Source organism: Variovorax paradoxus, assembly GCF_902712855.1.
In the GTDB taxonomy this organism is placed as follows: Bacteria; Pseudomonadota; Gammaproteobacteria; order Burkholderiales; family Burkholderiaceae_C; genus Variovorax; species Variovorax paradoxus_Q.
The window spans coordinates 3,056,900-3,077,257 of the sequence record NZ_LR743507.1 but is presented as its reverse complement, the minus strand read 5'-3'; the positions used below and the strand labels follow the sequence as shown (position 1 = coordinate 3,077,257).

The 20,358-nt window shown below is 68.7% G+C and carries 19 protein-coding genes; 12 read left to right on the top strand and 7 right to left on the bottom strand.

Features of this window, described 5'->3' with window-relative positions; genetic code table 11:
• Window positions 1-58: 58 nt before the first annotated feature.
• Complete coding sequence (locus AACL56_RS14095) at window positions 59-1,009, bottom strand: alpha/beta hydrolase (RefSeq protein ID WP_339090434.1); 951 nt, start codon at window positions 1,007-1,009, stop codon at window positions 59-61.
• A gap of 68 nt (window positions 1,010-1,077) precedes the next feature.
• Between AACL56_RS14095 and AACL56_RS14090 the strand changes: the two genes are divergently transcribed.
• A complete protein-coding gene (locus AACL56_RS14090) occupies window positions 1,078-1,848 on the top strand; it encodes a 3-hydroxybutyrate dehydrogenase (protein ID WP_339090433.1) in 771 nt (256 codons plus the stop codon).
• 93 nt (window positions 1,849-1,941) lie between these two features.
• Here the strand turns inward: AACL56_RS14090 and AACL56_RS14085 are convergent, their stop codons facing one another.
• A complete protein-coding gene (locus tag AACL56_RS14085) occupies window positions 1,942-2,646 on the bottom strand; it encodes an SIMPL domain-containing protein (protein ID WP_339090432.1) in 705 nt (234 codons plus the stop codon).
• A 199-nt stretch (window positions 2,647-2,845) separates the two neighbouring features.
• Here AACL56_RS14085 and AACL56_RS14080 point away from each other — a divergent pair, with 199 nt between their 5' ends.
• From AACL56_RS14080 to AACL56_RS14070, 3 genes are all read left to right on the top strand, one after another.
• Window positions 2,846-3,064 (top strand): hypothetical protein, encoded by a 219-nt coding sequence (locus AACL56_RS14080; RefSeq protein WP_339090431.1) that lies wholly within the window; start codon window positions 2,846-2,848, stop codon window positions 3,062-3,064.
• Window positions 3,065-3,253: 189 nt separating this feature from the next.
• A complete protein-coding gene (ompR, locus tag AACL56_RS14075) occupies window positions 3,254-3,985 on the top strand; it encodes a two-component system response regulator OmpR (RefSeq protein WP_007837017.1) in 732 nt (243 codons plus the stop codon).
• Between the two features lie 74 nt (window positions 3,986-4,059).
• Entirely contained in the window at window positions 4,060-5,475 is a 1,416-nt protein-coding gene (locus AACL56_RS14070; protein WP_339090430.1) for a sensor histidine kinase, read from the top strand.
• Between the two features lie 18 nt (window positions 5,476-5,493).
• Here AACL56_RS14070 and ispF read toward each other — a convergent pair whose 3' ends face one another.
• The gene (gene ispF / locus AACL56_RS14065; RefSeq protein ID WP_339090429.1) at window positions 5,494-5,985 is read right to left on the bottom strand and encodes a 2-C-methyl-D-erythritol 2,4-cyclodiphosphate synthase; all 492 of its coding nucleotides are present in this window, start codon (window positions 5,983-5,985) and stop codon (window positions 5,494-5,496) included.
• Window positions 5,982-6,704 (bottom strand): 2-C-methyl-D-erythritol 4-phosphate cytidylyltransferase, encoded by a 723-nt coding sequence (gene ispD / locus AACL56_RS14060; RefSeq protein ID WP_339090428.1) that lies wholly within the window; start codon window positions 6,702-6,704, stop codon window positions 5,982-5,984. Before ispD ends, ispF begins: the two co-directional genes overlap by 4 nt.
• Before the next feature lie 117 nt (window positions 6,705-6,821).
• Between ispD and mfd the strand changes: the two genes are divergently transcribed.
• Genes mfd through AACL56_RS14045 form a run of 3 tightly spaced genes read left to right on the top strand, consistent with a single transcriptional unit; the run spans window position 6,822 to window position 12,087 of the window.
• Window positions 6,822-10,304 (top strand): transcription-repair coupling factor, encoded by a 3,483-nt coding sequence (gene mfd / locus AACL56_RS14055; RefSeq protein ID WP_339090427.1) that lies wholly within the window; start codon window positions 6,822-6,824, stop codon window positions 10,302-10,304.
• The gene (serB, locus tag AACL56_RS14050; RefSeq protein ID WP_339090426.1) at window positions 10,301-11,011 is read left to right on the top strand and encodes a phosphoserine phosphatase SerB; all 711 of its coding nucleotides are present in this window, start codon (window positions 10,301-10,303) and stop codon (window positions 11,009-11,011) included. Before mfd ends, serB begins: the two co-directional genes overlap by 4 nt.
• On the top strand, window positions 11,008-12,087 hold the full coding sequence (locus tag AACL56_RS14045) for an Ldh family oxidoreductase (RefSeq protein WP_339090425.1): 1,080 nt from the start codon (window positions 11,008-11,010) through the stop codon (window positions 12,085-12,087). The genes serB and AACL56_RS14045 overlap by 4 nt, the downstream gene beginning before the upstream one ends.
• A gap of 6 nt (window positions 12,088-12,093) precedes the next feature.
• On the opposite strand, the gene AACL56_RS14040 is transcribed toward AACL56_RS14045, so the two are convergent.
• Window positions 12,094-12,429 (bottom strand): DUF6172 family protein, encoded by a 336-nt coding sequence (locus AACL56_RS14040; RefSeq protein WP_339090424.1) that lies wholly within the window; start codon window positions 12,427-12,429, stop codon window positions 12,094-12,096.
• Between the two features lie 69 nt (window positions 12,430-12,498).
• Here AACL56_RS14040 and AACL56_RS14035 point away from each other — a divergent pair, with 69 nt between their 5' ends.
• Window positions 12,499-12,726, top strand: a complete 228-nt coding sequence (locus AACL56_RS14035) for a hypothetical protein (RefSeq protein ID WP_339090423.1) — start codon at window positions 12,499-12,501, stop codon at window positions 12,724-12,726.
• Between the two features lie 9 nt (window positions 12,727-12,735).
• Here AACL56_RS14035 and AACL56_RS14030 read toward each other — a convergent pair whose 3' ends face one another.
• On the bottom strand, window positions 12,736-13,923 hold the full coding sequence (locus AACL56_RS14030; protein WP_339090422.1) for a PLP-dependent aminotransferase family protein: 1,188 nt from the start codon (window positions 13,921-13,923) through the stop codon (window positions 12,736-12,738).
• Window positions 13,924-14,063: 140 nt separating this feature from the next.
• On the opposite strand from AACL56_RS14030, the gene AACL56_RS14025 reads away from it, so the two are divergent.
• The 3 genes from AACL56_RS14025 (at window position 14,064) to AACL56_RS14015 (ending at window position 15,867) form a co-directional block, all read left to right on the top strand.
• Window positions 14,064-14,360: a helix-turn-helix domain-containing protein gene (locus AACL56_RS14025; protein ID WP_339090421.1), complete on the top strand. Its 297-nt coding sequence runs from the start codon at window positions 14,064-14,066 to the stop codon at window positions 14,358-14,360.
• Window positions 14,357-15,004, top strand: a complete 648-nt coding sequence (nth, locus tag AACL56_RS14020; RefSeq protein WP_339090420.1) for an endonuclease III — start codon at window positions 14,357-14,359, stop codon at window positions 15,002-15,004. The genes AACL56_RS14025 and nth overlap by 4 nt, the downstream gene beginning before the upstream one ends.
• 557 nt (window positions 15,005-15,561) lie before the next feature.
• Window positions 15,562-15,867 (top strand): Ivy family c-type lysozyme inhibitor, encoded by a 306-nt coding sequence (locus tag AACL56_RS14015; RefSeq protein ID WP_339090419.1) that lies wholly within the window; start codon window positions 15,562-15,564, stop codon window positions 15,865-15,867.
• Between the two features lie 49 nt (window positions 15,868-15,916).
• On the opposite strand, the gene AACL56_RS14010 is transcribed toward AACL56_RS14015, so the two are convergent.
• The gene (locus AACL56_RS14010; RefSeq protein WP_339090418.1) at window positions 15,917-17,479 is read right to left on the bottom strand and encodes a methyl-accepting chemotaxis protein; all 1,563 of its coding nucleotides are present in this window, start codon (window positions 17,477-17,479) and stop codon (window positions 15,917-15,919) included.
• 133 nt (window positions 17,480-17,612) lie between these two features.
• Between AACL56_RS14010 and AACL56_RS14005 the strand changes: the two genes are divergently transcribed.
• A complete protein-coding gene (locus tag AACL56_RS14005) occupies window positions 17,613-20,354 on the top strand; it encodes a LuxR C-terminal-related transcriptional regulator (RefSeq protein WP_339090417.1) in 2,742 nt (913 codons plus the stop codon).
• The last annotated feature ends 4 nt before the right edge of the window (window positions 20,355-20,358 follow it).

Here is a 20,358-nt window from a genome sequence, read left to right as displayed (position 1 = left end):
TCGGACGCCGGTGCCGTCTGGAGGCTCGAGGAATCGCGCTTCACGATGCACCCGCCGTTCAGTCAAAGAGGAAGTCGGTGACGGCAGCGATCTGTCCGGGCGCGACAAAGGTCGGCGCGTGGCCCACGCCGTCGAACTCGACCAGCGTGGCCCGCGGGCCGCGCTGCGTCATGGCGAGAGCCGTCTCGCGCGAAAGCAGATCGGAGACAGCGCCACGCGTGAGCAGCGTGCGCGCCTCGATGGCGTTGTACAGGCCCCACATGATCGTGCCGCCTTGCGCCGCCGCCTCGGGTGTCATGGCGCGCAGCGCCACGCCGATGGCGGGGTCGTAGTGAAGCACCCACGGGCCATCATCGGCAGCATCAGTCTCGACCTTGGCCGCGCCGTCGGCCGTGCGCTGCGAAGCCGGCACCACCATGTGCTGCGACAGTGCCAGCCACTGCTGCGGCGTGTGCGGACCGAAGGTGGTCGACAGCGACCACATCGCATCGGAAGCCGCCTGCACGCTCGGAAATTGGCCCGCCTGCCCCACGTAAGCGCCGATGCGCTGCAATGCTGCCGGCTCGATGGTCGGGCCGACATCGTTGACCACGAAACGGCGAATGGGCCGGGCCAGAGGCAGGTCCTTGTGGCCCGCCAGCACGAAACCGATGAGCCCCCCCATGCTGGTGCCGATGTAGTCGAGCACGTCGATGGCTTGCTCGCGGTGCAACTGGGCCACCAGCGCCATCATGTCGGCCGCATACACGGGCACCTGATAAAAAGCCGGATCGCGCAGCCAGTCGCTGCGCCCGCGTCCGACGACATCGGGGCAGACCACGCGCACCTGGCCGCCGGCGCGTGCCACGATGGCCTGCGCGAGCGCATCGAAATCACGTCCTTGCCGGGTCAGGCCGTGCACACAGACCACGACATGCGCGCTGCGTTCGTCGCCCCATTGCCAATAGGCCATGCGATGGCCGCCCTGGGCGTCGTCGCACGCCACGTAATGAAGCGTCGGTTCGGTCATGAAAACGAAGTCGTTCTGGTGCGGATAATTGTCTCGTCGCATCCTAATTCATCCGGAGATTGATCTACATGCTCAAAGGCAAAACCGCGCTTGTCACGGGGTCCACCAGCGGCATTGGCTTCGCCATTGCCAAGGCACTCGCCCAACAGGGCGCACACATCGTGCTCAACGGCTTCGGCGACGCCGAAACGCCCAAGGCCCAGATCGAGGCGCTCGGCGTGCGCGCCGAGTACCACGGCGCCGACATGAGCAAGCCCGACCAGATCGAGGACATGATGAAGTTCGCCGCGTCGAAATTCGGCCGCGTCGACATCCTCGTGAACAACGCCGGCATCCAGCATGTCGCGAAGGTCGAAGACTTCCCCGCGGAACGCTGGGACGCCATCATCGCGATCAACCTCACCAGCGCATTCCACACCACGCGCCTCGCGATTCCCGCGATGCGCGAAGCCAACTGGGGCCGCGTCATCAACATCGCATCGGCTCATGGCCTGGTGGCGTCGGCGCAGAAGTCGGCCTATGTCGCAGCCAAGCACGGCATCGTCGGGCTGACCAAGTCGGTCGCGCTCGAAACCGCGACCACCGGCGTCACCGCCAATGCGATCTGCCCCGGCTGGGTGCTGACCGCCCTGGTGCAGAAGCAGATCGACGACCGTGCCGCGCGCGAAGGCATCACGGTCACGCAGGCCCAGAACGACCTGCTCGGCGAAAAGCAGCCTTCGCTGCAGTTCACCACCGTCGAGCAACTCGGCGGGCTCGCCGTGTTCCTGTGCTCGCCCGCAGCCGACCAGGTGCGGGGCGTGGCCTGGGCCATGGACGGCGGTTGGACGGCGCAGTAGCACCCGGCCGGAATGCCTACTAGGAGTTAGCCCGAAGGTAGGGCTACTCGACCTCTTCCAGATATATATAGAGAGAAGAGAAGCGGCAGCGGCCTACTTGAGCTGCACCGAGCCGGAGACGTTCACGACCACGCTCGTCTTGCCGGCTTCGACCGGCACGGCCGAATCGGACGAGAACGACTTCGCCTGCATCGCCATCATCCGCGGACGGATCGGGCCGGCGTCGTTCGCGTTCACCGACACCTCACGCAGCGTGTATCCGCTGAAGCCGAAGCCCTTGGCCAGCTCGCCGGCCTTCTGCTTGAAGTTGTCGATCGCGATGTTCTGCGCCTCGGCCTCGGTCTTGGCACGCTGCTCGCGGCTCAGGCCGAAGCCGACGGTGCCCACGGTGAGCGTGGTGACGCGGCCAGCCGCCTGGGTGATGCGTGGAAAGTCGCGCCCTTCCAGCACCAGTTCGGTCGACCCCTGCCAGCCGTTGATCTTGCCGTCCTTGGTGTAGCGCGGCGACAGGCTGAAGTTACCCGTGCGCACGTCGAGCTGGCCCGGCTGCGCGCTCTTTTTGGCCTCGGCCAGCGCGGCGTCCAGCGCGGTCTTGAGCTGCGCCTGCACCGTCGCTGCATCGGCGGCATCGCGCGTGGTCGTCAGCGTCATGCTCAACAGGTCCTGCTGGACCTCGACCGCGCCTGCGGCCATGAGTTGAAGCACGTTCTGCGGTGCGGGCACGACGGCGGTCTGCGCCAGCACGCTGCCGGCCGCGGCCAAGGCTGCACCTGCCGCAAGCAGTCTGATCTTTTTCATGTCGAAGTACTCCCCTGGTTTGGTATTGGAATCGGGATGACGCAGGCCTGCCCCGCAAGGCAGGCCGGCGGGCACCTCAGCGGCGCTGGCTGCGCGGCGCGGTCAGCGCACTGGGCGCGGACATCGGTGCCGGCACGATGCGCTCGGCCGGCTGCGATTCTGCCGAGTCCAGCAGAGTCCCCGCGCCAGGCGGGGTCCATTGGCCACGGACCTGCTGGCGCAGTTCGAACAATTCGGCGGCCGTCAACCGGCGCCCTGCGGCGGCCTCTTCGCGACGAACTTCCTCGCGTTGCGCCGCCCGATGGGCAGCGACTGCATCCCTGACCTCGTTGCGGCGAACCTCGCCAACCCTCAGGAAATCACCGGACACCGCCAGCGCTGGGCCGCAGGCGAAAACGAGCAGGCATGGGAGGGCTGATAAACGTAGTCTCATCGAGGCGGAAGTGGTGGGCCAGAGGGCACTTTGCCACCTGATCGCTAACGTCGGATGACCAGACCGCGAGCGTCCGCAAGTTTTGTAACTTAGTGTCAAACCATAAGTAAATCCAGCTCAACGAACCGTTATCGCCTTCAGAATCGGCCCTGTTACAAATTCATCGTTGTAGAAATGACTCAAGTTCCCGCTCGCACCGACAAGATCGTGATCGTCGACGACGACGCCCGCATCCGCGACCTGCTGCGCCGCTACCTGACGCAGGAAGGATTCGAAGTGATCGTGGCCGAGGACGGCAAGGCGCTCAATCGCATCCTGTTGCGCGACACGGTCGACCTGATCGTGCTCGACCTGATGATGCCCGGCGAGGACGGCCTGTCCGTCTGCCGCCGCCTTCGCGCAGCCAACGACCGCACCCCGATCATCATGCTCACCGCCAAGGGCGAGGACGTCGACCGCATCGTCGGCCTCGAGGTCGGCGCCGACGACTACCTGGGCAAGCCCTTCAACCCGCGCGAGCTGCTGGCCCGCGTGCACGCGGTGCTGCGCCGCCGCCCGCCGCTCGAAGCACCGGGCGCGCCTTCCACCGAGAACGAGACCGTCACCTTCGGTCCGTTCGCGTTCGATCTCGGCTCGCGCACCTTGAAGAAGGATGGCGAAGAACTCTCGCTGACCACCGGCGAGTTCGCGATGCTGAAGGCGCTGGTGCGCCATCCGCGTCAACCGCTGTCGCGCGAAAAGCTGGCCCAGCTGGCGCGCGGGCGCGAGTTCGAGCCCTTCGACCGCAGCCTGGACGTGCAGATCTCGCGCCTGCGCAAGCTGGTCGAGTCCGACGCCGCGGCGCCGCGCTACATCCAGACGGTCTGGGGCGTGGGCTACGTGTTCGTGCCGGACGGCACGGCCTGACGCGCCGCTGAAAGGTGGCCATCGGCCAATCCGCCAGACCAGGCCCCGCTCAGGAGGACGGCGCACAGGTCACGATGCCGAGCCCGCTCGAAGCGAGCGCGCATCGTGACCGTCGCCCCGGCCTCAAGCTGGGCTTCAGCCTTTTCTGGCGCACCTTCTTTCTGCTGGCATTGCTGCTCATCGGCTGCACGGTCGCCTGGCTGCAGACCTTCCGTTCGCTCGAGTACGAGCCGCGCGCCATCCAGACCGCCCACCAGATCGCCTCGCTCGTGAACCTCACGCGCGCGGCGCTGGTGTATTCGGACGCCATCACGCGCGTGTCGCTGATCAAGACGCTGGCCGATCAGGAGGGCGTGCGCATCCTGCCGCGCGAGCCCAACGACCGCTTCCAGCCCTACACCAGCGGTGCGCTCGACCAGCGCGTCACCGAGGAACTCATCGACCAGCTCGGCGAAGGCACCACCGTGGCCAGCCGCGTGAACGACGAGGCGGGCCTGTGGATCGGCTTCACCATCGAGAGCGACACCTACTGGCTGCTGCTCGATCCGACGCGCTTCAGCCGCGTGGGCGGGCGCACATGGCTGGTGTGGCTCAGCACGGCCATGGCGCTGTCGCTGGCCGGCGCGGCGCTGATCACGCGGCTCATCAACCTGCCGCTCAAGCAGCTGTCGCGCGCCACCATGCAGGTGCGCGAGGGCGAGTACGAGGCGCACCGGCTCGACGAGCGCGCGCGCACCAACGAGATCCGCGCGGTCAACATCGGCTTCAACCGCATGGCCGACCAGCTCGCCAAGATCGAGCAGGACCGCGCCATCATGCTGGCCGGCATCTCGCACGACCTGCGCACGCCGCTGGCACGGCTGCGCCTGGAAACCGAGATGAGCGTGGCCGACGAAGACGCGCGCGACCACATGGCCGCCGACATCGCCCAGCTCGACGCGATCATCGACAAGTTCCTCGACTACGCGCGGCCCGACCATGTCGATCCGCGTCCGGTGCTGCTGCGCGACGTGGTCGACGCGTGCACCTACGCCGTGCAGGACTACGAGGAGATGAGCATCAAGGTCGAGGTCCCGCCCGACCTGCGCGTGATGGGCGACGAAGTCGAACTCACGCGCGTGATCTCCAACCTGGTCGAGAACGCGCGGCGCTATGGCAAGACGCCCGCCACCGGCGTGGCCGACGTCACGATCCAGGCGCAGGCCAACAACGATGCGGTGCTGATCAAGGTGCGCGACCACGGCGCGGGTGTCGAGCCCGCCCTGCTCTCGCAGCTGACCAAGCCCTTCTTCCGCGGCGACACCGCGCGCACCTCGGCGGCCGGCGCCGGGCTGGGCCTGTCGATCGTGGCGAAGAACATCGAGCGCATGGGCGGCACCTTCGCGCTGACGAGCACGCCGGGCCGCGGCCTGGCGGCGCACATCCGCATGCCGCGCGCCATGCCTGCGCCCAAGCCGGGCGAGCTGCAGCCCGTGCGGAAGCAGGCTTGAACGGGCTCCGGTGCCCGGCTAGCGGTGCAGCAGGACGGCCGCGCGAGCTTCCATCGCGCGGCCCTCTCCCACCGGCCCCAGCTTCTCGGCCGTCTTGGCCTTCACGTTGACCTGTTCGAGCGACACGCCCAGCGTGTCGGCGATGCGCTGGCACATCAGCGGAATGTGCGGCGCCAGCTTCGGCGCCTGCGCAATCACGGTGCTGTCGACGTTGCCGATCTCCCAGCCGGCCGCACGCACGCGGCGCGCCGCCTCGGCCAGCAGCACCGCCGAATCGGCACCGCGGAACTGCGGCTCGGTGTCCGGAAAGTGCCGGCCGATGTCGCCCAGCCCCGCACCGCCCAGCAGCGCGTCGGTGATGGCGTGCAGCAGCACGTCGGCATCCGAATGCCCCAGCAGGCCCGTGGTGTGCGGCACCTCGATGCCGCCGAGGATGAGCTTTCGCCCGGCCACCAGCTGGTGAACGTCCCAGCCCTCGCCCACGCGGATGTTGAACGACGCGGCGGTCATGCGATTTCCTTCTTGCGAGCCTGGAGCACCGCCTCGGCCAGCGCGAAGTCCTCGGGGAAGGTCACCTTGAAGTTCTGCGCACTGCCGGGAACCAGCAGCGGCGACAGCCCGATCGCCTCGATGGCGCTGGCCTCGTCGGTCACCGCGTCGCCGGCGCGCTCCAGCGCATCGAGCAGCATGCCGATGCGGAACATCTGCGGCGTCTGTGCCAGCCACTTGTCGGCGCGCGACAGCGTCTGCGCCACGCGGCTCTCCGCCGTCGAGGCCTTGAGCGTGTCGGCCAGGCGGTGCGCCAGCAGCCCGCCCACGGCGTCGTGCTCGCAGGCGGAGATCAGCGCCTCGATCTGGCTCGAGGTGACAAGGCAGCGCGCGGCGTCGTGCACCAGCACCCAGTCGTGCGCGCCGGCGCCCTTCTGGCGCAGCGCGACCAGCCCGTTGCGCACCGTGGCGGCGCGGGTCACGCCGCCCACGCGCAGCAGATGCTCGTCTTGGGCGGGAAAGCGCGGCAGCGCGGCGTCCACGTCGCGATCGTCGGGCGACACCACCAGCGCCAGCCCGGCGAAGCGGCCCGACAGCGCACGAAAGGCTTCCAGCGTGTGGGCCACCATCGGCGCGCCGGCCAACCGCCGGTACTGCTTGGGAAGGACGGACTGCGCGTGCCCCGCGCGATGGCCGGAGCCGGCACAGGGAATCAGCACGAAGAGACGGGAACTGGACATGAGGGCGGCCCGGCGTCGGCAATGGCCGACAAGCGAATAAGGGGCCGCCATTCTAGAATTGGCCGCTTCGCACACCCCTCGCCAGCCGGCGCGGGGTGTTGTGCATTTTCAAAGCCCATGGACCTCCCCCACCTCACGGCGGGCAAGCGCTTCACGCTGCCGCGCCCTCCCTTGTCGGCCGATGCACTGCTGCTGGCGCAGCTGGCCATGCGCGAGAAAGCCGCGGGGCGCGCCACGGCGATGTTCACGGCCGACGCCACCGACGCGCAGCGGCTGATCGACGAGATCGCCTTCTTCGCGCCCGAACTGCGCTGCGCCCTGTTCCCCGACTGGGAAACGCTGCCCTACGACAGCTTCTCGCCGCACCAGGACCTGATCAGCGAGCGCCTGGCCACGCTCTGGCGCATCAGCCAGAAAGAGGCGGACGTGGTGGTGGTGCCCGCCACCACCGCGCTCTACCGGCTCGCGCCGCCGGCCTTCCTGGCCGGCTACACCTTCCACTTCAAGGCCAAGCAGAAGCTGGAGGAATCGAAGCTCAAGGCGCAGCTCACGCTGGCCGGCTACAGCCACGTGACGCAGGTGGTGAGCCCCGGCGAGTACGCGGTGCGCGGCGGCCTGATCGACCTGTTCCCGATGGGTTCGCTGGTGCCGTTCCGGGTCGACCTGTTCGACGACGAGATCGACTCGATCCGCACCTTCGACCCCGACACCCAGCGCAGCCTCTACCCCGTGCCCGAGGTGCGCCTGCTGCCGGGCCGCGAGTTCCCGATGGACGACGATGCGCGCGGGCGCTTCCGCAGCCGCTGGCGCGAACTGCTCGAGGGCGATCCGACCAAGAGCCGCATCTACAAGGACATGGGCAACGGCGTGGCCACGGCCGGCATCGAGTACTACCTGCCGCTGTTCTTCGACGAGACGGCCACCGTGTTCGACTACCTGGGCCCCGATGCCACGGTGGTGCTGCACGGCGACCTCGAGCCCGCGTTCCAGCATTTCTGGCAGGACACCAACGAACGCTACCGGCTGGTGCGCGGCGACCCCGAGCGCCCCGCCCTGCCGCCCGAAGCGCTGTTCCTGAGCGCCGAGCAGTTCTACCAGCGCGCCAAGCCGCATTCGCAACTGGCGATCCGGGGCGACATCGCCACCGACGCGCCCTACGCCGAATTCGACAGGCTGCCGCCCTTCGCCGTCGTGCGCGGCGCCGAAGATCCGCTGGTCGGCCTGAAGGCGCACATCGCGTCCACGCCGCACCGGGTGCTGCTGATTGCCGAAAGCGACGGCCGCCGCGAGAGCCTGCTCGACTTCCTGCGCGCCAGCGGCGTGAGCCCGCCGGCCTTCGATTCGCTGGCCGAGTTCGAAGCTGCCGCCGACGAGAAGATCGGCATTGCCACCGCCGCGCTGGCCTCGGGCTTCGCCTGGCGCGAACAGGCCATCGACCTCGTCACCGAGACCGAGCTGTTCGCCACCGCGCCCACCACGCGCCGGCGCAACAAGAAGCAGGAGCAGGTCAGCGACGTCGAGGCGCTCATCAAGGACCTGTCGGAGCTCAACGTGGGCGATCCGGTGGTTCACACGGCGCACGGCATCGGCCGCTACCGCGGGCTGATCCACATGGACCTCGGCCAGGGCACCGACGCCGAGGGCAAGCCGCTGCTGCAGGAAATGTTGCACCTGGAGTACGCCGACAAGGCCACGCTCTACGTGCCGGTGTCGCAGTTGCACCAGATCAGCCGCTATACCGGCGTCAGCGCCGACGAGGCGCCGCTGCACAAGCTGGGCTCCGGCCAGTGGGAAAAGGCCAAGCGCAAGGCCGCCGAGCAGGTGCGCGACTCGGCCGCCGAGCTGCTCAACATCTACGCCCGCCGCGCAGCGCGCGAGGGCCATGCCTTCCGCTATTCGCCGGCCGACTACGAGGTGTTCGCCAACGACTTCGGCTTCCAGGAAACCGCCGACCAGAAGGCGGCCATCCATGCCGTGGTGCAGGACATGATCTCGCCGCAGCCCATGGACCGCCTCGTGTGCGGCGACGTGGGCTTCGGCAAGACCGAGGTCGCGTTGCGCGCCGCGTTCATCGCCGTCACCGGCGGCAAGCAGGTCGCGTTTCTCGCGCCCACCACGCTGCTGGCCGAGCAGCACTACCAGACGCTGGTCGACCGCTTCGCCAAGTGGCCGGTCAAGGTTGCGGAAATGAGCCGCTTCCGTTCGGCCAAGGAAATCACCGCCGCCGCCAAGGGGCTGGCCGAGGGCCAGGTCGACATCGTGGTCGGCACGCACAAGCTGCTGTCGCAATCGGTCAAGTTCAAGAACCTGGGCCTGCTCATCATCGACGAGGAGCACCGTTTCGGCGTGCGCCACAAGGAGGCGATGAAGGCGATGCGCGCCGAGGTCGACGTGCTCACACTCACCGCCACGCCCATTCCGCGCACGCTGGGCATGGCGCTCGAAGGCCTGCGCGATCTGAGCGTGATCGCCACCGCGCCGCAGCGGCGCCTGGCCATCAAGACCTTCGTGCGCAACGAAGGCACCGGCGTGATCCGCGAGGCCGTGCTGCGCGAGTTGAAGCGCGGCGGGCAGGTGTACTTCCTGCACAACGAGGTCGAGACCATCGAGAACCGCCGCCAGAAGCTCGAGGAGATATTGCCCGAGGCGCGCATCGCCGTGGCCCACGGCCAGATGCCCGAGCGCGAGCTGGAGCGCGTCATGCGCGACTTCGTGGCGCAGCGCTACAACATGCTGCTGTGCTCGACCATCATCGAGACCGGCATCGACGTGCCGACGGCCAACACCATCGTGATGAGCCGCGCCGACAAGTTCGGCCTCGCGCAGCTGCACCAGCTGCGCGGCCGCGTCGGACGCTCCCACCACCAGGCCTATGCCTACCTCATGGTGCCGGACACCGAAGGCCTCACCAAGCAGGCGGCCCAGCGCCTGGATGCCATCCAGCAGATGGAAGAGCTGGGCTCGGGCTTCTACCTCGCGATGCACGACCTGGAAATCCGCGGCACCGGCGAGGTGCTCGGCGAGAACCAGAGCGGCAACATGATGGAGATCGGCTTCCAGCTCTACAACGAGATGCTCAGCGAGGCTGTGCGTTCGCTCAAGGCCGGGCAGGAGCCCGACCTGCTGGCGCCGCTGTCGGTCACCACCGAGATCAACCTGCACGCCCCCGCCCTGCTGCCCGACGACTACTGCGGCGACGTGCACCTGCGCCTGTCGTTCTACAAGAAACTGGCCACCGCGAAGACGCCCGACCAGATCGACACGCTGCTCGAGGAAATCGTCGACCGCTTCGGCAAGCTGCCGCCGCAGGCGCAGACGCTGATCGACACGCACCGCCTGCGCGTGCTGGCGCGGCCCTACGGCGTGATCAAGGTCGATGCCGCGCCCGGCATCATCAACATCACCTTCAGGAAGGACGCGCCGGTCGACGGCATGGCCATCATCCAGCTGGTGCAGAAGAACAAGCACATCAAGCTCGCTGGCAACGAGAAGCTCCGCATCGAGCGCGAACTCAAGGAGCCGAAGGAGCGTGCCCAGATGGTGCGCGACGTGTTGCGCAGCCTCGGACAACCCCTCGTCAAGGAAACCTCCCCCGCATGAGCGCCACAGAAATTTCGCCCGGTCTCGTCCTGCAGCGCGTGAAGCCGCCGCTGAAGCTCGCCGATTTCAAGCTGATCGCGTTCGACATGGACTCGACGCTCATCAACATCGAGTGCATCGACGAGATCGCCGACGCCGTCGGCAAGAAGGCCGAGGTGGCGGCCATCACCGAGGCCACGATGCGCGGCGAGATCAAGGACTTCAAGGAAAGCCTGCGCCGCCGCGTGGCGCTGCTCCAGGGCGTTCCGGTCGAGGCCCTGCAGCAGGTGTACGACGAACGGCTCAAGCTCAACCCCGGTGCGGCCGAACTGGTCGCTGCCTGCAAGGCGGCGGGCCTCAAGGTGCTGCTGGTGTCGGGCGGATTCACCTTCTTCGCGAACCGCGTGAAGGAGCGCCTGGGCATCGACTTCGCGCGCTCCAACCTGCTCGACGAGGCCGGCGGCAAGCTCACCGGCGAGGTCGTCACCCAGACCTGGGGCGACATCTGCGACGGCGCCGAGAAGCGCCGCACGCTGCTCGAGGTGGCCTCGCTCATGGGCATCTCGCCGCAGGAGACCATCGCCGTCGGCGACGGCGCCAACGACCTGCCGATGATGGGCGAAGCAGGCCTCTCGGTGGCCTATCACGCCAAACCGAAGGTGCGCGAACAGGCCATGGTGGCCATCAACGAAGGCGGGCTCGACCGCGTGCTGGAGATCCTGAAATGACCGATGCCGCAGGCGATGCCCCTTCCCTTCTTTACCGCGCCGATGCGCTCGTCGCCTATGCCGATGCGCTGCTGCAGAAGGCCGGGCTCGCTGCGCCGAAGGCCGCGGCGGTCGCCCGCACGCTGGTCGAGGGCGATCTGCTGGGCCACGACACCCACGGCCTCGCGCTGCTGGCCGGGTACGTGAAGGAACTGGAGTCGGGCGGCATGGCGCATGACGGCGCCCCCGAGGTGCTGTCCGACCGCCCTGCAGCGGTGCTGTGGGACGGCAGGCGCCTGCCCGGCCCGTGGCTCATGGAACAGGGCATGGACCTGCTGGTGCCGCGCGCGCGCGAACTGGGCACTGCGTCGCTCGTGATTCGCCGCAGCCACCACATCGCCTGCCTCGCGGTCTACATGCTGCGCGCGCTGCAGGAAGACATGCTCATGCTGCTGGCCTGCTCCGATCCGAACACCGCGAGCGTCGCGCCCTTCGGCGGCACGCAGGCGGTGTTCACGCCCAATCCGCTGGCCATGGGGTTCCCGCTCTCGCAGGGTGGCGTGATGGTCGACATCTCGGCCTCCATCACCACCAACGGCATGAGCAACCGCAAGCGCGCCGCCGGCGAGACCTTCGCCGAAGAGTGGCTGATCGACGCCACCGGCAAGCCCTCGAACAATCCGCAGGTGCTGTTCGACCAGCCGCCCGGCACGCTGCTGCCGGTGGGCGGCCTGAGCCACGGCCACAAGGGCTACGGCATGGCACTGCTGGTCGAAACCCTCACCGCCGGCCTGGCGGGCCACGGCCGGGCCGATGCGCCAGAAGGCTGGGGCGCCACCGTGCACGTCACGCTGCACGACCTGAACGCCTTCGGCGGCAAGGACGCCTTCCTGCGCCAGATGGACCACGTGGCGGCGCAGTGCCGTGGCAACGTGCCCATCGACCCGGGCAAGCCTGTGCGGCTGCCGGGCGAAGGCGGATTGAAGCGTCGGGAAGCGCAGTCGAGTAACGGGGTGCGGCTGCACCCGTCGATCGCGCGTTCGCTGCAGGACGCAGAGCAGCGGCATGGCCTGCGGCTGGCGCAGGCGCTGGCCTGACGAAGGTCAGTTTTCTTCGGCGTCGCCCGACGCGCCGCGGGGAGCGGCTTCACCTGCCGGGCGCGGCTGGCGCTTGGCGGGCCTGGCAAGGATCTCGATGTAGAACTGCTTGCCGCCCTCTTTCACGACGCCGTCGATGAGGCCGGTGATGGCCGAGAGGTGAATGACTTCCGCGCTGTCTTCGGCGGCGCCGAACCTGCAGTCGAAGTCCCAGAAGTCCGCGCCTTCGGGCAGTTCGCGGCGGCGTTCGCGCTTGATGTACTTGCGGATCTCGTGCTTGATGGCTTCGAGGAGACGGTCGGGGTGCTTGCCCTCGACCTGAAGCTGAAAGGTTTTTCTCATGGGTGATCGTAACGCCCTCATTGCGCCGCTGTGTACAGTCGGCGCATTCAACGGACAACAGGTGAAGACATGGCGCGCGCGAACGACTGGGCAAGCAAGGTGATGGCATTGGTCAACGGAGGCAACGCGGCGGCCGCCATCGCGCAGATCAAGGTCGCGCCCTCGGTCAAGGACCTGAAGGCGCTGCAGACCATCATGACGCTCTCGAAGATGAAAGGCCGCTATCCCAACGTGGATGCGGCCATTTCCGACAACCTCGACCTGCTCGCAGCCCCGCGGCTGCACCGCTCGCCCTGACCTGAAGCGTCAGAGCGCCTGGCCCAGGCGCTTCACGCCCTCTTCGATCTTCGCCACGTCGGCGGTGGCGAAGCTCAGGCGCAGCGTGGCCACGTCGGGGTTCTCCGCATAGAACGGCGCGCCGGGCACGAAGGCCACGAGCTTCTCGATGGCGCGCTTCGCCAGTTCGTTGGCGTCGGCCAGCTTGCCGTTGGCACCCGTCAGGCGCGCCCAGAAGAACAGGCCGCCGTTGGGCTGGGTGAAGCTCACCGCGTCGCCCAGTTCGCGCTTGAGCGCGTCGCCCATGGCCCGGGCGCGCTGGCCGTACACCTCGCGCACGTGCGCCAGCGTGGCCGGCATGCGGCCGCTCTTGAGGTATTGCGCGGCGGTGGCCTGCGAGAAGGTGCTGGTGTGCGCGTCGCTGAACTGCTTGCACATGGTGGCCTTGGCCAGCAGTTCGGGCGGGGCGATCATCCAGCCGATGCGCAGGCCGGGGCTGAGCACCTTGCTCAGGCTGCCGCAGTGCGCGATGAGTTCGCGGCTGCCGGGCACGTCCTTGCTCAGGGACATGATCGACGGCGGCGGCGCTTCGCCGAAGTACAGGTCGCCGTACGGGTCGTCCTCCACGATCAGCGTCTGGTACTTCACAGCCAGTTCCAGCACCTTCTTGCGACGCTCAAGGCTCAGCATGGCGCCGCTGGGATTGCCGAAGGTGGGAATCAGGTAGACGAACTTGGGCTTGTGCTCGGCGATGAGCTTCTCGAGCTCGTCGGTCTTCACGCCGTTGGCGTCGATGGGCGCGCTGATGAGCTGCGCGCCGTACAGGCGGAAGCACTGGATGGTTGCCAGGAAGGTCGGGCCCTCGACGATCACCTTGTCGCCGGGCGAGATCATGGTCTTGCCGAGCAGGTCGAGCGCCTGCTGGCTGCCGGTGGTGACGATCAGGCCGCTGGGGTCGACCTCGACGCCCTTGGTCTTCATGAAGGCCGAGAGCTGCGTGCGCAGCGGCTCGTAGCCTTCGGTGGCGCCGTACTGCAGCGCACCGCCTGCCTCTTCGCCCAGCGCCTTCTGGCTCGCTTCCTTGAGGCCCTCGACGTCGAACATCGCGCTGTCGGGAAAGCCGCCAGCAAAGCTGATGATGCCGGGCTTGCCCAGCAGCTTGAAGAGTTCGCGGATGGCGGAGGTTTCGACGTTGTCGAGGCGGGAGGCGAATTGCATGATGTGGCTCTCTCTTTCTGGGCCGCCATTGTCGCGAAAGCGGCGGGCAGGAAAGCTGCGTGGGCTTATTGTCTTTCGACGATATATTGCGCATACCGTTGCAAGGCGGTTTTTGTGGTCGACGCGAGGAGGTTCATGCGATGAACATCGATATCGATTCGGCGGCAGAGCTCTCGGCCCACCTCAAGGCCCTGCGCAAGACGCATCACCTGACGCAGGCCCAACTGGGGCTGCGACTGGGCGTCAAGCAGACCCGGATGGCGGACATCGAGAAGAACCCGGGCGTGGTGAGCGTGGCGCAGTTGCTCGAGGTGCTGCATGCCCTCGATGCCAGGCTGCTGCTCGCGACACCCACGGAACCGCGCCTGGCGCCCTCTGCGCCGGCGGACACCAGACCACACCGACGAGAACCCGGAGGCTCCGGCCCCGCCCCATGAAAAAAGAAAACATCCCCCTCTTCTTCGCCACGCTGCAGGCGGCCAACCCGGAGCCGAAGACCGAGCTCGAATACGGCACGCCCTTCGAACTGCTGGCCGCGGTGCTGCTCTCGGCACAGGCCACCGACGTGGGCGTGAACAAGGCCACGCGCAGGCTGTTTCCGGTGGCGAACACGCCGCAGGCCATCCTCGACCTGGGCGTGGAGGGGCTGGAGGAATACATCAAGACGATCGGCCTGTACCGCAGCAAGGCAAAGCACCTGATCGAGGCCTGCCGCATGCTGGTGGAGCTGCACGGCGGCGAGGTGCCGCGCAGCCGCGCCGAGCTCGAGGCGCTGCCCGGCGTCGGTCGAAAGACGGCGAACGTGGTGCTGAACGTGGCGTTCGGCGAGGCGACGATCGCGGTCGACACGCACATCTTCCGCGTGGGCAACCGCACCGGCCTGGCGCCGGGCAAGACGCCGCTCGAGGTGGAACTGAAGCTCGAGAAGCGTGTTCCGAAGGAATACCGCCTGCACGCGCACCACTGGCTGATCCTGCACGGGCGCTACATCTGCGTGGCCCGCAAGCCGCGATGCTGGGAATGCGCGGTGCACACTTTCTGCAGCTACAAGCCCAAGACGCCCGCACCCAAGGCCGCATGACATCCGAAGAATGACGACACAGACGAAGCACAGCCTCTCCACCGCCGCAGCCCTGCTGTTCGCGGCCACGTTCGCGGCGACCCCCGCTGCGGCATGGGCGCAGCCCGCCGGCGGCCTCGCGCCCGACGCCATGGCGCTCTATGGCGGGCGCTGGTCGACCGCGTGCGGCGACGCCGGCGCACCCACGCTGCAGGTGCGCCAGGACGCCCTGATCGCCGAGAGCGGCAAGCGCCGCGTGGTCGGCCGCGCGCCGCAGACCGCCTACAGCTTCTTCGGCAACAGCCCGCCGCCCGCCGGATTCGACGTGGCGCTGATGAGCGAGGTCGGCAAGGCCGGCGCCATGACCTTCCTCGTCTACCGCGACGCGCGCGGCCAGTCGGTCACGCTCGACGCCGACAAGCCGGTCGCCGGCCAGCTCGGTCCCGACATGATGAAACTGCGCTACTGGCGCTGCGACGGTGCCGCGCGTGCGGCGCCGCCGTCCGGCGAAGTCCAGCCCGCCGCCAGGGCGCCGGCGCCGCCCACCGGCAGCCGCCGCGCTCGCGCAGGGCCCGGCCATGCAGAAGGCGTGGCTCAAGGCGCTGGGCCCGCGCGAGACCGACCGCTGGCTGGTGCGCCGCGAGGGCCCGGCGCCCGAGCCGCAATGGGTCACGGTGGACGGCACCCGCTACCTGCTGCACGCCTTCTGCAAGCCGCACGACTGCCACGACAACAACGCCATCGCGCTCTACGACCAGGGCTCCGGCGGCATCTACGGGCTGGTGCAGCGCGACGGGCGCAACAAGCTGGTCGGCGCGCCGCCGCCCGCGCTGGCGCCGCAGCTCGAAAGGCTCTGGCGCGAGCAGTGGCGCCAGAAGAACTGAGCCGGGCCGGACCCGGTTGAATCGGCACCGGCCGGGCCGCGCGCCCCGATCAGCGCAGCTTGAACATGCTGACCGCATGCACCAGGCCCGCGGCCTGGTCGTTCATCGACTGCGCCGCAGCCGAGGCCTCCTCCACCAGCGCCGCGTTCTGCTGCGTGGTGCGGTCCATCTGCTTGATGGCGTCGTTCACCTGCTCGATGCCGGCCGACTGCTCCTGGCTCGCCGCGGTGATCTCGGCCATGATGTCCGTCACGCGCCGCACGCTGCCCACGATCTCCTCCATGGTCTTGCCGGCCTCGTTGACCAGTGCGCTGCCCGCATCCACCTCGCCCACGGAGTCGCCGATCAGCGTCTTGATCTCCTTGGCGGCCGCCGCCGAGCGCTGCGCCAGGCTGCGCACCTCCGAGGCGACCACGGCAAAGCCGCGCCCCTGCTCGCCGGCGCGCGCAGCCTCCACCGCCGCGTTCAGCGCCAGGATGTTGGTCTGGAACGAGATACCGTCGATCACGCTGATGATCTCCACCACTTTCTTCGACGACGCGTTGATCGACGCCATCTTCTCCACCACCTGCTCGACCACCTCGCCGCCGCGCGACGCCACGAGCGAGGCCGAGCCGGCCAGCTGGTTGGCCAGCCGCGCGTTGTCGGCGTTCTGCTTCACGGTCGATGTCAGCTCCTGCATCGACGCGGCGGTCTGCTCGAGCGAGCTGGCCTGCTCCTCGGTGCGCGACGACAGGTCGCGGTTGCCCGAAGCGATCTGCCCCGATGCGGTGGCGATCGAGTCGGTGCCGGCGCGCACCTGCCCGACCACCTTGGCGAGCTCGTCGTTCATGGAGCGCAGCGCGCCCATCAGCATGCCCGCTTCCGACGTGTCGGTCACCTCGATGCGCGCCGTCAGGTCGCCCGAGGCCACCTGCTGGGCCACGCTCACCGCCTGGCCGAGCGGCCGGGTGATCGAGCGCGTCATGCGGAAGGCCAGCAGCAGCCCGCCGACCAGCGAGGCGCCGCTGATCGCCAGCATCAGCCAGCGGGCGCTCTGGTAGGTCGCCTGCGCCGAGGCGGCGCTTTCGTCGGCGCTCTTCTTCAGCAGCTCCTGGAAGCCGGAGACATGCGCCAGCACCTGGTTGAGCAGCGGCATGCATTCCTGCGTCAGCATCTTGATGGCGGCGTCGGTCTGCTGGCCGGTGGCCAGCGTCAGCACCTTCTGGGCGATGGGCAGGTACTGCGCCTCGAGCGTGCGCAGCTTCTCGAACATGCGGCGCTCCTCGTCGCTGGCGAACACGGGGTTGGCGATGATCGTTCCCAGGCTCGCCATGCCGGTGTCGATCTCCTGCTGCGAGCGCGTCACCAGGTCGACGTCGCCCTTCTGCGCCGCCCGGTCCGCCACCAGCGCCAGGTTGCGCGCCGCGATCGCCCGCTTGCCGATGGCCGACTGCACGTTGTTCAGCAGGTCGAGCTTGCGCGCGCCGACCTCGGTCGCAAAGGCGATGCGGTCCGACAGATTCGTCATCTGGTGCAGCCCGATGCCGGTAATGACCAGTTGCAACAGCAGCAACAAGGCAAAACCCAATCCCAGGCGTGCACCGATTTTGAGATTCGACAGATCGAACATGTGGGGAGCTCCATGATGGTTTCATCCGTCATCGGCGCGGGTTCCTTGCGCCACCCCACCCTCGAAGGGCGGGGTAGGCAAACCCTGAGAATTGCAATTTTTGGCCACCTGTATGAATGAGAATTCAGGACAGATGCAACCCGACTTTCTCCCTGGTGCGCCCGCGTTGCGCACACGCAGCCGGCGCCTGCTGGTCCGCCAAGCCCTTCTCGACCGGCTTGCCGGCCCGGAGCCGGGTCAGCGCCGGTGCATCGTCCTGCGTGCGCCCCCGGGCTTCGGCAAGACTTCGCTGCTGCTGACCTGGCAGCGCCAGCTGGTGGCGGCGGAAATCGACATCGCCTGGGTACGGCTGGCCGACATCGAGGGGGGCGACCTGCAGTTCATGGCCGCCCTCATGGCCGCGCTGGCCGGCATCGACTCCGCCATCCCCCGCGCCGCGGTGGTGCATGCGCGGCCCGACGCCGACGCCATTGAGCGCCTGGTCATTGCGCTGGTGCGCGGCGTCGCCGCCCACGGCCGCCGGATCGTGCTGATCGTGGACGACGCCCACCGCGCCGAGAGCGGCAACGTGCTGAACGCGCTGCAGCTGCTCGTCGAATACGCGCCTTCCAACCTCCTGTGCGTATTCGCCGGGCGCGACCACCTGCCGGTGACCATGGCGCACGCGCCGGTGTCGAAGTCGGTGCTCGAGCTGCGCAACGAAGACCTGCGCTTCACCCTGGCGGAGTCGCTCGACTACTTGCGCATGCGGCTGCCCTGCATCGACGAGCGCGCGGCCGCCGCGATCCACCTGCTCACCGAGGGCTGGCCCGCCCTGCTGCGGCTGGCCGGCGCAGAGGTGCGACGCCGGCGCGGCACGCCGTCGCCGCTTCTCCACGGGCGGCCCGACCCCGAGCCCTTTGCCGCGTACTTCCGCGCCCATGTGTTTCCGCGGCTGTCGGTGACGCAGCGGCGCCTGCTCACCCTGTGCGCGGCCACCGCCCGGTTCAGCGCCGCCCTGTGCGCCGACCTCGCCGGCGAGGGCTACACCGCGCCGCTGTGCGCCGAGCTGCTGGAACCGATGGTGCGCGAAGGCCTGCTGACCGCGTTGCCGCACCGGATGGCCGGCGAGCGCTGGTGGCAGCTGCACCCGCTGGCGCGCGCCGTGCTGCTGCTCGACTTCGGCGCCTGGCCCGAGGCGGAGCAGCGCAAGGTCCATGTGTCGGCCTGGCAGTCGCTCACGCTGCGCGGCATGCACCACGAGGACGTGCGGCACGCGCTGGCGGCCGGCGACACCGACGCGGCCGGCCGGCTGGCCGAGCGCGGCGCCCTGACGCTGTTCCTGCAGGGCCGCATGAGCGAAGTGATCTCGCTGGTGCGCCAGCTCGACCCCGCCACGCTGTGCACCAACCCGAACCTCCGTCTCTGGATGGGCTGGGTCGAGCTGGCCGAATACCGGCTCGACGACTGCGCCGGCACGGTGGCGCGTCTGCGTGCGGAGGCCTCCCGCCTCGAGCCGGCCATGCGCTACCGGCTCACCCTGCTCGACTGCCTGCTCGCCATCCGCAGCGACGACAACGACGCCGTCTCGCGGCTGCTGCCCGAATTGCTCGAGGCACCGCCGGAGGCCGACGACTTCGCGCTGGCCGGACGCCGCAACGTGCTCAGCTGGCTCTACCTGCACCGCGGCGAGTTCGACGAGGCGCGCCGCATCCAGCGCGACGAGCCGCCGCCCATGATCGGCGGCGAGCCGATCGTCGGCACCCTCTTCGGTGCGCTGGTGGGCCAGTGCCTGATCGGGCTGTCGTATGCGGTCGAGGGCCACATGCAACGGGCCGAGCGCATCTACCGCAACGTGCTGCGCGAGGCGCACGAGCGCGGCGCACGCTGCGCCGAGGCGGCCCGTCTCACCGCGCAGCTGCTGGTCGAGGTGCTGTACGAGCAGCACGGCCCGATCGTCGCGGCGCGCTTCATCCAGGACCAGCTGGGCACGCACGACGGGCTCATTCCCGACACCACGCTGCGCATGATCATCGTGTCGAACCGCGCGCAGCAGGCCGCCGGCAGGCTGCGCGAGGCGCTGGCCCATCTCGGGCAGGCGGCCGGATTCCTGCAGCGCTACCGGATGGACCGGGCGCTGGCCTGCGTGCTGTTCGAGCGCCTGCGCGTCGAGCTCGCCTGCAACGACGTCGACGCGGCGCGTGCGTCGTTCCAGGAACTGGACGCCCTGCACGCCCGCCACCCGGACGAAGACCCGCGCACCCTGCGCCAGATCGGCGACGTTCTGGCGCGCGCGCGCATCGTGCTGGCAGTGCACGACGGCGAGCTGCCGTTTGCGCTGGCGAAGATCGAAGCCCTGCGCGAGCGCTACGAACAGCGCGGCCAGGTCAACCTCGTCGTCTCGCTGCTGCTGCACGCGGCCGAGGTGGAGCGCCGGCTCGGCCGTGGCGGCGCGTCGGCGGCGCGGGTGCGCGCGGCCCTGCGCCTGGGCCACCGGCTGGGCCTGATGCAGACCCTGCTGAGCGCGCACGACAACGCGCTGGCGCTCATCCGCACGGTGGCCACCGAGCCGCAGCTCGACCCGGTGCTGGTGTTCTACGCCGAACGCATCGAGGCGCTGGCCAGGTCGCTGCGCGACGAAACCGCCGCACCGCCCCCGACCACGCGCTTTCCGGAAGACCGCAGCGTGACCCGCCTGCTGACGCTGCGCGAGGCGGAGATCGCCGAGCTGCTGCTGCAGTCGCTGCCGAACAAGAAGATCGCGCTGACGCTCGGTCTCTCGCTCGACACCGTCAAGTGGCACCTGAAGAACATCTACCTGAAGCTCGACGCGCACGGCCGCGACGCCGTGGCCGAGCGCATGCGGCACGAGCTCGCACGCGACGGCCGCAAGTAGCGGC